This window comes from Saccharibacillus sp. JS10, from assembly GCF_024436065.1.
GTDB lineage: Bacteria > Bacillota > Bacilli > Paenibacillales > Paenibacillaceae > Saccharibacillus.
This window is the reverse complement of sequence record NZ_JANFNS010000004.1, coordinates 117,100-129,643: the sequence shown is the minus strand read 5'-3', so window position 1 is coordinate 129,643 and position 12,544 is coordinate 117,100. Positions and strand designations below refer to the sequence as shown.

12 protein-coding genes and 1 riboswitch are annotated in these 12,544 nt (G+C 48.1%); of the genes, 6 read left to right on the top strand and 6 right to left on the bottom strand.

The genetic code is table 11. The features are described 5' to 3' along the window. Positions 1–12: 12 nt before the first annotated feature. The 4 genes from NOM90_RS13440 to NOM90_RS13425 are packed head-to-tail and all read right to left on the bottom strand — an operon-like array spanning position 13 to position 2,710. Positions 13–795 carry a thiazole synthase gene (locus NOM90_RS13440; RefSeq protein ID WP_255942590.1) on the bottom strand — a complete coding sequence of 261 codons (783 nt, stop codon included), beginning with the start codon at positions 793–795 and terminating at the stop codon, positions 13–15. A gap of 5 nt (positions 796–800) precedes the next feature. Then, positions 801–1,001, bottom strand: a complete 201-nt coding sequence (gene thiS / locus NOM90_RS13435; RefSeq protein WP_255942589.1) for a sulfur carrier protein ThiS — start codon at positions 999–1,001, stop codon at positions 801–803. Further along, the gene (gene thiE, locus NOM90_RS13430) at positions 1,002–1,634 is read right to left on the bottom strand and encodes a thiamine phosphate synthase (RefSeq protein ID WP_255942588.1); all 633 of its coding nucleotides are present in this window, start codon (positions 1,632–1,634) and stop codon (positions 1,002–1,004) included. A gap of 38 nt (positions 1,635–1,672) precedes the next feature. Continuing rightward, the gene (locus tag NOM90_RS13425) at positions 1,673–2,710 is read right to left on the bottom strand and encodes a ThiF family adenylyltransferase (RefSeq protein WP_255942587.1); all 1,038 of its coding nucleotides are present in this window, start codon (positions 2,708–2,710) and stop codon (positions 1,673–1,675) included. A 78-nt stretch (positions 2,711–2,788) separates the two neighbouring features. Further along, a riboswitch (TPP riboswitch) is annotated at positions 2,789–2,899 on the bottom strand. 260 nt (positions 2,900–3,159) lie between these two features. Between NOM90_RS13425 and NOM90_RS13420 the strand changes: the two genes are divergently transcribed. The 6 genes from NOM90_RS13420 to NOM90_RS13395 all read left to right on the top strand — a co-directional run bounded on the left by NOM90_RS13420 (position 3,160) and on the right by NOM90_RS13395 (position 10,560). After that, on the top strand, positions 3,160–4,434 hold the full coding sequence (locus NOM90_RS13420) for an ATP-binding protein (RefSeq protein WP_255942586.1): 1,275 nt from the start codon (positions 3,160–3,162) through the stop codon (positions 4,432–4,434). A 154-nt stretch (positions 4,435–4,588) separates the two neighbouring features. After that, positions 4,589–6,292: a methyl-accepting chemotaxis protein gene (locus NOM90_RS13415; protein WP_255942585.1), complete on the top strand. Its 1,704-nt coding sequence runs from the start codon at positions 4,589–4,591 to the stop codon at positions 6,290–6,292. Positions 6,293–6,495: 203 nt separating this feature from the next. Next, positions 6,496–7,611, top strand: coding sequence for an iron-siderophore ABC transporter substrate-binding protein (locus NOM90_RS13410; RefSeq protein ID WP_255942584.1), 1,116 nt, complete (start codon positions 6,496–6,498; stop codon positions 7,609–7,611). Between the two features lie 5 nt (positions 7,612–7,616). Then, positions 7,617–8,657 carry a FecCD family ABC transporter permease gene (locus NOM90_RS13405; RefSeq protein ID WP_255942583.1) on the top strand — a complete coding sequence of 347 codons (1,041 nt, stop codon included), beginning with the start codon at positions 7,617–7,619 and terminating at the stop codon, positions 8,655–8,657. Next, positions 8,654–9,709 carry a FecCD family ABC transporter permease gene (locus NOM90_RS13400; RefSeq protein WP_255942582.1) on the top strand — a complete coding sequence of 352 codons (1,056 nt, stop codon included), beginning with the start codon at positions 8,654–8,656 and terminating at the stop codon, positions 9,707–9,709. The genes NOM90_RS13405 and NOM90_RS13400 overlap by 4 nt, the downstream gene beginning before the upstream one ends. Continuing rightward, entirely contained in the window at positions 9,709–10,560 is an 852-nt protein-coding gene (locus NOM90_RS13395; RefSeq protein WP_255942581.1) for an ABC transporter ATP-binding protein, read from the top strand. The genes NOM90_RS13400 and NOM90_RS13395 overlap by 1 nt, the downstream gene beginning before the upstream one ends. Positions 10,561–10,785: 225 nt before the next feature. On the opposite strand, the gene NOM90_RS13390 is transcribed toward NOM90_RS13395, so the two are convergent. Next, entirely contained in the window at positions 10,786–11,262 is a 477-nt protein-coding gene (locus NOM90_RS13390; RefSeq protein WP_255942580.1) for an SRPBCC family protein, read from the bottom strand. A gap of 184 nt (positions 11,263–11,446) precedes the next feature. Continuing rightward, complete coding sequence (locus NOM90_RS13385) at positions 11,447–12,442, bottom strand: alpha/beta fold hydrolase (protein WP_255942578.1); 996 nt, start codon at positions 12,440–12,442, stop codon at positions 11,447–11,449. Positions 12,443–12,544 lie beyond the last annotated feature (102 nt).

Genomic DNA, 12,544 nt, shown 5'->3' with positions numbered 1-12,544 from the left:
CCTCTTTTCCGCTCACTTGATCTTTAGCGAATGATATTCGCTGCTGGCAGACGCGTATCTTTTTTGCGGCATACGCCCCGCAAGATACGCAAGGCGTCCGCTTTCGATCGCTAACCGCATCGCAAGCGCCATCTTCACCGGATCTTGAGCTTTCGCTACAGGCGTATTCATCAAGACTGCCGCCGCGCCTAGTTCCATCGCAAGCGCCGCGTCGCTCGCTGTTCCCAGCCCTGCATCGACGATCACCGGAACTTTCGCTTCTTCTATAATCAGCCCGATATGATACGGATTTAGCAGCCCTAATCCAGTTCCGATCGGTGCGCCGCCCGGCATGATCGCAGCCGCTCCCGCTTCTTCTAGCTTCCGGCACATGATCGGGTCATCCGAGATATACGGAAGCACCGTAAAGCCTTCTTTCACCAAAATCTCTGTCGCTTTCAATGTCTCGATCGGATCGGGCAACAAGGTTCGTTCATCTGCCGCAATCTCGACTTTGATCCAATCGCTGAGTCCCGAAGCGCGAGCTAGTCTTGCGATCCGCACCGCTTCTTCGGCTGTGCGCGAACCGGATGTGTTCGGCAAAAAACGAAATCGATCCGGTTCGATATGCTGCAAAATGCTATCGTCTTCACTGCTTGCCAGATTCACTCGGCGAATCGCAAAAGTCAGCACTTCGGCGCCTGACACCTGAATCGCTTGCGTCTGTACGAACGGATTCGGGAATAATCCGGTTCCGAGGAAAAAGCGTGACGTCAACAATTGATCGCCGATCTTCCATTGATCTTGAATATCCATGCGGCTCAGCCTCCTCCTACAAAATGCACGAATTCAATCTTCATTCCATCTGCCACTTCGGTCTGCTGCCAATGCTCCGACAGCACAACTTCTCCGTTAATTTCAGCGATAATCGGACGATTGTTCAAACCAAGTTGTTCAACGACTTCGGTCAGCGTTGCAGCGTCTAATTGTCGAACCGTACCGTTAATGATCAGCTCCACCATCTATGATCTCCGCTCCTTAAGTGACAATTTTTCGAGAAAAGCTCGGCAGACTGCCGCAGGATCATCGCTTCCGACAATCTCGCTGACTGCGCATATTCGAGTCGCTCCCGCTTCGATAACAGCATCGACATTGCTGAGCTTGATGCCGCCTATCGCCACATACGGAATAGAGACGTGTGGCGACACTTCGCGAATATAGTCCAATCCGACAGGATCAACGACATCGGCTTTCGTTTGCGTCGCATAGATCGGACCTACGCCGATGTAATCGGCGCCGTTTTGCTGCGCAGCGACTGCTTCTTGCAGAGCATGCGTGGAGATTCCGATGATTTTGCTTCCAAGTCGATGCCGCGCTTCGGTAAGCGATACATCTCCTTGCCCGAGATGAACACCGTCCGCATTGACTTCAAGCGCTAGATCGATATGATCGTTGACAATGAGCGGTACCCCATACCGACGAGTCAATTGCCGCAGACTTTTTGCTTTTTGCAAAAGTTCATGTTTACCGCTGGATTTGTCTCGAAATTGAACGATGTCCGCGCCGCCTAGGATCGCTTGCTCCATGACTTCTTCCAGACTTCGCCCTGGATGAAAATTTTCGCCTGTAATCGCATATAATCTAAAATCTTTCATATAGTCGCCTCCTTGTTTAGCCATTCTCAAAGGTAAGATCAGCTCCCGATGTATCGGTCGTACAGAGTCCTCGCTCTTGCGGGGTCGTCTGTACCTTGCACCAATACGCGTCCGTCTTCGAATAGGACAAGGCGAACGTGTTCAAGCAGTTCGATTCGGATCAGGTAAGGATTGACTTTGATTGATTTAGCCGTGGCTTCAAGCTTATTCGCCCACTCTTGTAAGTCGAACGGGGCATGCCCGGAGATTTGGATCGATTCCCGTCCGCATAACGACAACACTAACTTCTCGTCTTGGTGCAGCGCCGGATAAAGCTTGAGGCCGCAGCACGGACAATCGACTCGCGCCGGCGTCTGCTTCAATTCGTGAATCCGATGATGCCATAGATCAAAAGACAATACGCTTGTTCGCTGCGCCTCTATATCGCCGACAAGCCATTTAATCGCTTCAATCGCCTGATAAGAAGCGACGATATCGACGACCGGCGAGATCACGCCGACCGTATCGCAAGTCTCTCCGCCGGAATCTGCTTCCGGAACCAAGCAGCGCAGACAAGGCGTTTTGCCCGGAACAAAGATCGCGCTGATCCCACGCGAAGACACCGCTCCGCCGTATACAAAAGGAATATTCGCACGGTAACAACCGTCGTTGAGTAGAAAACGCGTTTGAAAATTATCGGTTCCGTCTAAAACCAGATCTATTCCTTCTAAGGCAGAATCGATGTTGCTTGGAGTCAGATCGGCAAAAAGTTCTTCGACGAAGACGCTTGAATTAATCTTTTGCAATTTACGTTTTGCTGCAATGACTTTGGGCAAAGACTCTGCCGCATCTTGTTCGTCGTACAGCATTTGCCTCTGCAAATTGCTCATTTCCACGTAATCGCGGTCAACGATCCGAACATGCCCTACGCCTGCGCGCACCATGTGACTGGCGAGTACCGTGCCTAATGCACCCATCCCCACAATGCAGACTGCGCTTTGCAATAACTTCTTTTGCCCTTCCGTACCGATCGGCTGAAACAAAATTTGTCTCGAATACCGTTCTCGGTGTCCTTCTTGTGTTAAGGTGTTCGTCATGGCCCTCTCCTTATTCCAGAGATCCGCTTGCCGTTACGAATATGCAAAAAAGCCATCCGAGAATACACGAATGGCTTCAACAATTCGAATGAGGTTCTCTACGCCAGCATTATCTGGATCAGATTAACGGTCCGAAAGCATAAGGCTTCCATCTCAGCCGGACTTCATCCAGCACCCGCATTCTTGTTCGGTTTGAGACTAGCATAGCGAAGCGGCGTAAAAATAGCAATGATTCCCTTTTGCATATGCCGTTCAACGTTATGACATGATTAGGAGCAGATCAGATGATTTTGCCTGTTTAAATCGCTTGTACCCCGGTTTATTAGAAGAGAAAGCCAATAATTTGCATAAACAACTTCTATTATTTAACACTTATGAATAAATATATTTACGTTTTCTTTTACCTTCGGGATTTTGAAGAAACGTTCATTTTTTTGGAGGCGAGTATCTTGCTTAAAACCAGTTATATCGACGTTGTAGAGGTATTGTCCGACAAACTTTATGCTTCTGCGGCGCAGATTGTCGATACCGCGAGCAAGTCAATCCCCGCTAACACCTTTTGTATTGCACTCAGCGACGACGCGGAAACGAAAGTTCTAAATACGATTAATCGCAGCGCGATTATTTTAGAAGAAGGTCTGGTTATCGATCATACCGATTCGTACTGTCATCTTGTGACGGAAAATGGACCCGAGCCTTTGATCATCGACAATAATTTGACCCATCCACTGACCCGCGATATGGACGTGACTCCTTTTGTCGGCGGTTGTTCCTTTATGGGGGTAACGATCAAGACCAGCGACGGCAAAGTTTTCGGTTCGCTTTGCGCGTTTGACGATCAATTTTATGCGTACCAAGCTCGCGATGTGGAGATGCTTCAATCGCTTGCGACTTTTTTTGAAAATATGCTGGATCTGGATCAAACGTATCGATTGTGGCGTGCAGCGGAAGAAGAACGCCAGAAAACGATGGAAGAAAAAGCGAATCTGCTTGCGATCTTGAGTCACGAAATCCGCACTCCGATGAACGCCATCCTTAATATCGGCGAGATGTTGCAATCGACGCCGCTGACCGCCAAGCAATCGGAGTATTTGGATCTGATTCATACCAGCGGCAGCTCGCTAATGACGATTCTTAATCAGATTCTAGACTACTCGAAGCTCAATGCAGGCAAAATGGAAGTGATTCGCGAGCCGTTTTCATTGCGTGGGTGTTTATTTGACGTGTTGCAGCTTTTCCGAGCCGAAGCTCAGCGCAAAGACATTCAGCTTCATGATATTATCCCGCTGAGCGTGCCTGATCTATGGATCGGAGACGAAAATAAAATTCGACAAATTCTCGTGAATTTAATCTCTAACGCATTGAAATTTACGGAGTCTGGCGAAATTCGTATTGAAGCTTATGCAGATTCCGACCCTCACGCTTCATGCGAATCGCTGACGACTAGAAAAGGCACGGACGAGACCTATCTGCATTTCACTGTGACCGATACCGGTAGCGGCATCGAACCGGATAAGCAACTTCAGTTATTCCATGCTTTTACTCAGCTGCACACCGCGAATTACGTGAACCGTTATGGCGGAACAGGGCTTGGATTATCGATTTGCAAACAGCTTGTCCAATTGATGGACGGGGATATTCGCTTGGAACATTCTTCGTCTTCCGGAACATGCTTCGCTTTCTGCCTCCCTGTAGCGCTGCCGGAAGGGATTTTAGAGCATTAATAGATCGAAACGTTTCAATTTTATCAAATACATCGCAGGACTTTTTACTTATGTTAAAAGTCCTGTTTTTTGTCGTTTTTTTGGTGAAATGTATTTAAAAACTTTAAATTTTACCGATATAACTAGCATTAAACGTGACAAGGAGCGCTAGAGTGTGCGTAAAAAATTACATTTATCTTTGAAATTAGGAACGAAAATTAACTTGTTATTTCTCACCGCTATGATTTTGTTTGCCGGAATTGTAGGGATTCTGGTTCACCAGCAAGTGAGTAAAGGAATCAAGTCATTCGCAGCCGAAAAAGCAAAAGGCGATTTGGCATTAGCTTATCGTTATATGGACAGTGCTTTCCCCGGAGACTGGAGTATTACAGACGGGAAATTATATAAAGGCACTGCGTTGATGAATGATAATTTTGATCTGGTCGACAATATCGGTAGCGATAGCGGCGGCACGGTCACGATCTTCCAAGGCGATACGCGCGTTGCCACCAATGTCCAAGTTGAAGGCAAACGCGCAGTAGGCACTCAAGTATCCGACAAAGTCAAACAAGCGGTACTGGATCGCGGCGAATTGTTTGTCGGCGAAGCCAATGTGGCTGGCAATACGTATCAAGCCGCTTACCGTCCTATCTTGAATGCGCAAGATCAAATTATCGGCATTTTCTATGTCGGAGCCCCGCAAAGCATCATCGAAAAAATCTTATCTGACTTTTTCACTCTTTTCGTTATCGTATTAGCGGGTATTTTGGTCGTCTCAACAGCAGCCGTATTGTTATTCACACGTCGTATCCGCAAACGTCTAAGCGCTGTAGCCGGTTCATTGAAACTTGCAGGTGAAGGCGATTTTACGCGTTGCGTAACCGACCATACCGGCGATGAATTGACGACTTTGGCAAATAGTTTCAACGATATGACGCAAAATTTACGTAATCTATTCGACGAAGTCATCGATACTTCGCAGCAAGTTGCCGCTTCTTCGGAAGAACTTTCGGCAAGCGCGGAGCAAAGTAGTCTTGCAACCGAAACGATCTCGACGTCGATTCAAGATGTCGCGCAAGGCGCGGAACACTCGTCTCATCGCTTAACGGATAGCACTTCTACGCTTGATGAAGTCGTAATCGGCGTGCGTTCGATCTCGGATAGTGCCGCGACAGTACTTGAAGTCAGCGATCAGACGATTCGTAAAGCTTCGGAAGGCGATCTTCTTGTTGAAAAAACCGTTGTGCAAATTCAAGAAATCGATCGCTCCGTAAAAGAAAGCGGCAAAGTCATCCAGATGCTGGATGGTCGCTCCAAAGAAATCGAAGAGATTTCGCAATTTATTTCTTCGATTGCTGCGCAAACCAATTTGCTTGCATTGAACGCGGCAATCGAAGCCGCACGAGCAGGCGAACATGGCAGAGGATTCGCTGTCGTTGCCGATGAAGTGCGCAAACTAGCCGAGCAATCGCAACAATCTTCTTCGCAAATCTCGGGTCTGATTCATGAAATTCAACAGGACATGGAACGCTCCAATCAATCGATTGAACAAGTTAGTCTAGAAGTTCAAGCTGGATTGGAAGTTGTACAAAGCACGCAGACCAATTTCAACGAAATCTTGTCGCTGATGAGCAACCTTACCGATCGCGTCGATCAGATGTCTTCGTCTACGCAGGATGTATCTTCTCGCGTCCAACACGCTTCGGTGAATTTGTCGGGTATTTTGAGTATCGCTGGCGAAACTTCCGACCATTCGCAAGGCGTAGCCGCTGCTGCCGAACAACAACTCGCATCAATGCAAGAAATTTCGGCATCTTCGACGGCATTGTCGCACTTGGCGGAAAACCTGCATCAAGTGATCGGGAAATTTAAGATTTAAGCTGTCGAAAAAGGTAGTTAGGCGGTAGAAGCGAAGAGACTCCAATTACGTTACTTTCCAACGGCTTGAACCCTTTGGGATTATCCAAAGGGTTCTTTTTATATTCAAATTTATGTTTAAAAATGAAAGGTTTTCGTTGACAGGTCGTAACGGAAACGAATATAGTAATTGAAGTTGATAATCATTATCAAAAGGGGATGCTTATGAATAGACAGAGAAAGTTTTCGTTGCTGGGCTTAGTTTCATTGATTTTGATTTTGGCACTGGTAGGTTGTGGTGCTGCCAACAAAGCAACTACAGAGACGCCTGCTTCGACTGAAGCGGCGGCGACAGATCCAACGGCGACATCGGACACGGAGCAAGCTGCGAATAGCAATACAACGGCTGCCGAAGCGGATGACACGCAATATCCGATCACCATCAAGTCGGCATTAGGTGAAGCCGTGCTGGAGAAAAAGCCAGAACGTATCGTGACCATTCAATGGGGCAATCAAGACGTCGCTTTGGCACTTGGTGTCGTACCCGACGGATTCTCGGCGGCGAACTTCGGCGTACAAGAAGAAGACAACGGCTTATTGCCATGGACGAAAGCAAAGTTGGATGAACTTGGTGCAACAAATCCAAATGTATTCCAAGATACAGACGGTCTTGATTTTGAAGCGATCTCCGATGCTAAGCCAGACGTGATCTTGGCGGCGTACTCCGGAATCACGCAAGAAGACTTCGATACATTGAGCGAAATCGCTCCGGTCGTTGCGTATCCAACGTCTCCTTGGACAACAAAGTGGCGTGAACAAATCACTTTGACCGCAGAAGGTATAGGCATGAAAGCTCAAGGCGAGCAGTTGATTACCGATACCGAGAAATTGATCGAAGACAAATTCAATGCCTATCCACAATTAAAAGACAAAAAGATCGCTTGGGTGAATTTCTCTGCTGACGATCTATCGAAATTACATATCTACACGCCGGTCGATACTCGCGTATCGTTCCTTGAAGAAATGGGTCTGACTTACCCGGACAGCATTACTTCGCTGATTACCGATCCTACTAGCTACTCGCTTGAATTGAGTGCCGAAAATGCTCAAGCGCTGAACGATGTCGATATTATTGTCGGCTATGGCGACGATAAGCTATACGAAGCACTTAAAGCCGATCCGCTGATTGGTAAAATCCCGGCGATTGAACGTGGTTCTGTTGCATTCATCTCTTCGGATACTCCACTCGTTGCGGCAGGTACGCCAACTCCGCTATCGATTGCGTATACGATTGACGATTACATGAAGCTGCTCGGCGCTGCTGCCGACAAAGTGAAATAGAACGAATGAATCATGTTACGGTCTCGACGATACAACGTCGTAGCCCGCACATTCCGAAGCATTTCTATACGGTACTGATCTTGAGTCTGATATTGCTGGGAGCGAGTATACTCGCTTCTCTGGCATTCGGCTCACGGGCAGTGCCGTTTCATGATTTGATCGACGGTTTGTTTCGCCCCGAAGTCGATACTTACGAGGCGAATATCATTCGCAAACGAATCTCACGTACGGTATTCAGCTTGTTTTGCGGGGCAGCACTTGGCGTATCAGGTTCCTTGATGCAAGCCGTAACGCGCAATCCGCTGGCTGATCCAAGTATTCTTGGCGTGAATACAGGAGCTTCGTTGTTTGTGGTAGGCGGCATGGCTTTTTGGAATATCAGTACAGCTAGTCAATATATTTGGCTTTCGATGTTGGGCGCCGGGATCACCGCAGTTTTCGTCTTCGGAATAGGTTCGATCGGTCGCGGCGGCGCAACGCCGATTAAGTTAGTTCTCGCTGGAGCAGCAACTAGCGCAGCTTTGTCATCTTTAGTGACCGCGATTTTGATTCCTCGCTCCCATGTGATGGATCAGTTTCGTTTCTGGCAAGTCGGCAGCGTAGGTGCCGGGACATGGAGCGGCATTACGATCTTTTTGCCCTTTTTGCTGATCGGTTTGTTAATCGGTTTCCTAACTTCTCCGGCGCTGAATGCGCTAGCGCTAGGCGATGAAGCCGCCAAAGGTCTAGGCGTAAAAACAGGCTGGTTACGCTTAATCGCCGCGTTGGCTGGCGTGATTCTTTGCGGAGCAACGACCGCGCTCGCAGGGCCGATCGGATTTATCGGCTTGTTGTCCACGCATTTGGTTCGATTGCTGATCGGACCGGATCTGCGCTTTGTTATTCCGCTCTCGGCAATCGCAGGAGCGGTCATCTTAACGGTATCGGATATTGCCGGACGTCTGATCGGCAGTCCCGGTGAACTTGAAGTTGGCGTCGTGACGGCTTTCGTCGGCGCTCCGATTCTTATTTTTCTCGCGATGCGAGCAAAGGTGCGTTCGTTATGACTTTACTTTCTTCTATGGATCAAGCTTCGACGTCGATCGCTTTGATTCGCGCAGGGCGCCGTCATCGTCAGCGTCGCTGGTTACTTGTTACCGGCATGTTAGCGTTGATTGCTTTAAGCCTATGCGCCGCTATGCTGATGCTCGGCAATACGATTTACCCGCTGGATCAAGTGCTACTTGCACTGTCCGGCGAAAAAATCAAAGGTGTATCGTTCGCTGTCAGTACGCTGCGTCTGCCGCGTATGTTAGCCGGGCTTTTTGCCGGATTTGCTTTTGGCATTGCCGGTCATGTTTTTCAGACGTTACTGCGTAACCCGCTGGCAAATCCTAACGTGATTGGCATCACGTCCGGTTCTAGCGCCGCAGCTGTTTTTTGCTTAACGGTACTTGGCGCAGGTCAAGCTTTTACTTCTTTCGTAGCGGTGATCGCGGGTCTGCTCACAGCTTTCGTCATCTATATGCTGGCTCGCGGCAAAATCTTCTCGATCGGTCGATTGATTTTAATCGGAATCGGGATTCAAGCCATGCTCGATTCGGTCATTTCTTATCTGCTACTGATCAGCTCAGAAAAAGACGTGCCTAAAGCCATTCAATGGCTGTCCGGTAGTCTGAACGGTTCTAAAATGAGCGAACTTCCCCCGCTGATTTGGATCGTATTGATTACGACGCCAATCTTGATGATACTCGGCAAACATCTGCATATTCTGGAACTTGGCGAGCAATCGGCTTCGTCGCTTGGCGTTCATACGCATTGGAGCCGTTTGATCCTGATCGTCGCGGCGGTCTTAGTTGTAGGCATGGCTACCGCTACGACAGGACCGATCGCTTTTGTCTCCTTTCTAGCTGGGCCTATCGCGAAGCGATTGGTCGGTAACGGCTTTTATAATCTGATTCCTTCAGGTCTAGTTGGAATCAATCTGGTGCTCGCTGCCGATCTGATCGGTCAGTATGCTTTCGTCACCCGCTTCCCTGTCGGCGTCATTACCGGAATTCTTGGAGCGCCGTATCTGATCTTCCTCTTGATTCGTATGAACCGGAAAGGAGAATTGTAATGAAGCCCCAACATCATTTTGAAACGAAACAGATCGTCGCCGGATACGAAAACAAAACGGTGATCCACGGCGTCGATCTCACGATTCCGAGCCATAAAATTAGCGTAATCGTCGGCTCCAACGGTTGCGGTAAATCAACGTTACTCAAAGCGATGGCTCGGTTAATTAAGCCGACATCAGGCAGTATTTTGCTCGACGACAAGCCGATTGCCCGTTATCCGTCCAAGCAGCTTGCCCGTATTCTCGGACTGCTGCCGCAATCGCCGATTGTGCCGGAAGGGATTTCAGTCGCGGACTTGGTCGGTCGCGGACGTTTCCCGCACCAATCCCTTTTGGGCGGTTGGTCCAAAAAAGATTACGCCGCCGTCGCCGAAGCGATGGAGATGATGGACATTACCGAATTCGCCAACCACAATATCGACGAACTATCCGGCGGTCAACGCCAACGCGTCTGGATCGCGATGGCAATCGCGCAACAGACCGATATTTTATTTTTGGACGAGCCTACGACCTTTCTCGATATTACGTATCAGATCGAAATCCTGGATTTGCTCACCGATCTGAATCGGAAACAAGGCACAACGATCGTCATGGTTCTTCATGACATCAACCTGTCCGCACGCTACGCCGATCATATTTTCGCTCTTAAAGACGGTCACCTGATCGCCGAAGGCACTCCAACCGAAGTCATCACCAGCGAACGTGTAAACGAGATCTTCGGTTTGGATTCTTCCGTGATCCCCGACCCGATATCCGGTTCTCCCATGATTGTCCCTAAAGGCAGATACCACTCCGAACCTTTAGTGTCTTTATCTTTCTCTCCCCTGCCCAATTCAAAAAGGCTGCCATAAGGCAGCCTTCATACATCAAAAAGTTTTATACATGAGATAGCCCAGCGGAGAGAGAAATTTAGTGAAGGAGCTTTAGCGTTCGCCTTTGAAATCGGGAAAATTCAAATAAAAATTCAAGTCATATTTCCTGATTTCAACACGCGACCGAAACAAATTTCTCTCGCAGCGTCCGCCACATCATCTACATAAACTTTTCCCTCCAAACAAGCTGCCGCAAAAGCCGCGTTACACTCTCGTCTCAACTAAAGTCCGATATTCCCCAAACCACTTTTCCCAATTCTCTTTTCGCGATTCAATCTTCCGCCCGTCCATCAGCGCTTCAATCGTATCCAGACACACATGCCAACCTGCTAAATCTTTGGGTGTGTATGAAGTAATCTGCCGGATTGTTTCCACTAATACGAGGTGGCTGCCATATTGCTTGGCGCGTAGTTCGAATCGAATCCGGTCTTCTCCCCACGTATACTCCAGCATCGAACTTTCTTTGAACCCCACAATACGCAGTTCTTCGAACGTCCCGTCTTGCATATCGAACTGAATCGCACCGCCTAGATGGAGTTCTTTGATATACAGTTCCGGTAACCATTGCTTCAAACGCTCATTGTCCGTTAAGTACGCCCATACCTGCTCAATCGGAGACGTCAAACGACGTTCAAAACGGGCTTTGTATCCTTTGCCATTCGATTCAATGACGGCTAACATGACACACCTCCTCAGTATTCTTTTTAAAAAAATGGAACACAATTACATTTATATTATACTTCACCTATTAACGATCGCCAAGCGAGGGATTTACTAGATTAGCCCAAGTCTTTGTGCCCATTAAAAAAGCAACCGAACCTTGCGGCTTCGGCTGCCCTTTTCCATTTTTGAATGAAGATTGCACTTAACGATTTATAGTCTGGACATCTTTCAAAAAGCTACGAAGCTCCGAAGCAATCTGCGGCGAATTCTTGTGATGTAGATAATGCCCACCACTCATTTCAATCATTTTGCCCTTCTCCGCGTGAGCGACTTGTTCTTCATGCAGCTTATTCCAATCTTGAACCTCCGCATCTTCTGTATTGACGAATAGAAGTAACGGTAACGACGCCGGGAATGTAGCTTCTGCCTCTTTTGCGGATTTAAAGTTTTCCGGAATATGGCTCATTTCGTTCAAAATCGTCGGATTGTTGCTCACCCGATTTGTAATCATCCGTATTTGATTGACCATTTCCGGATCATAGCCCAAAGCTTCGTATGGATCTGCGTTAAGGTTCGTCAGCAGACGGAGCACCCCCGATTCTTTTAAAAAGGTAAACATCCCCGTAGCGGGTATTGCATCCATACCGCCTTGATTCGGCACACTGGTATCAATGCCGGCATACGCGATCACTTCATCCGGGTACTTTTTCGTATAATCGAGCGCATACAACCCTGCAATGGAGTGTCCCATTAGCACATAACGGTCTACTCCGAGTTGCTGCAACGCTTGATGCGTTTCGTCGACTATATTCGCTGTCGTGCGTTCTTTGTCCGTCTCGTCGCTAAGCCCATAACCAAGCGGTTCAATCGCAATCACCCGATAATCTTTTTCCAGCTCACGAATCAGCAGCTCAAAATCGCGCGCAGGTACAGCCGTTCCGTAACCCGGCAATAACACGATATTTTCTTCGCCTGCGCCGCGGATCAAGACGTTCATCTTTTTATCGCCGTCTACAGTCACGGTCTGACCATAAGGAATAATCTTGCTTGCTTCAGAGCGCAAAGCGATTTTATTTACCGCGAATACCGTAATGAAAAACAACGCGATAAGTCCCACGATCACACCTAACGTAATCAGCAGTACGCGTAGCGCTTTTCTTTTCTTTTTGACTGGCTTAATATTTTGAAGTTCGTTCATATTCAGTCTCTCCTATTCTGAGGTGAAGTCTACTCAGCCGCTTAGCGACCTTTGCAAGCCAGTATAGCAAGCTGTTATAGACCTATCGTGACCTGAATATGA

Excerpts from the sequence above, each read along its gene's own strand:
- NOM90_RS13440 (WP_255942590.1), bottom strand. The coding sequence starts at position 795 with ATGGATATTCAAGATCAATGGAAGATCGGCGATCAATTGTTGACGTCA.
- thiS (WP_255942589.1), bottom strand. The coding sequence starts at position 1,001 with ATGGTGGAGCTGATCATTAACGGTACGGTTCGACAATTAGACGCTGCA.
- thiE (WP_255942588.1), bottom strand. The coding sequence starts at position 1,634 with ATGAAAGATTTTAGATTATATGCGATTACAGGCGAAAATTTTCATCCA.
- NOM90_RS13425 (WP_255942587.1), bottom strand. The coding sequence starts at position 2,710 with ATGACGAACACCTTAACACAAGAAGGACACCGAGAACGGTATTCGAGA.
- NOM90_RS13410 (WP_255942584.1), top strand. The coding sequence starts at position 6,496 with ATGAATAGACAGAGAAAGTTTTCGTTGCTGGGCTTAGTTTCATTGATT.
- NOM90_RS13405 (WP_255942583.1), top strand. The coding sequence starts at position 7,617 with ATGAATCATGTTACGGTCTCGACGATACAACGTCGTAGCCCGCACATT.
- NOM90_RS13400 (WP_255942582.1), top strand. The coding sequence starts at position 8,654 with ATGACTTTACTTTCTTCTATGGATCAAGCTTCGACGTCGATCGCTTTG.
- NOM90_RS13395 (WP_255942581.1), top strand. The coding sequence starts at position 9,709 with ATGAAGCCCCAACATCATTTTGAAACGAAACAGATCGTCGCCGGATAC.
- NOM90_RS13390 (WP_255942580.1), bottom strand. The coding sequence starts at position 11,262 with ATGTTAGCCGTCATTGAATCGAATGGCAAAGGATACAAAGCCCGTTTT.
- NOM90_RS13385 (WP_255942578.1), bottom strand. The coding sequence starts at position 12,442 with ATGAACGAACTTCAAAATATTAAGCCAGTCAAAAAGAAAAGAAAAGCG.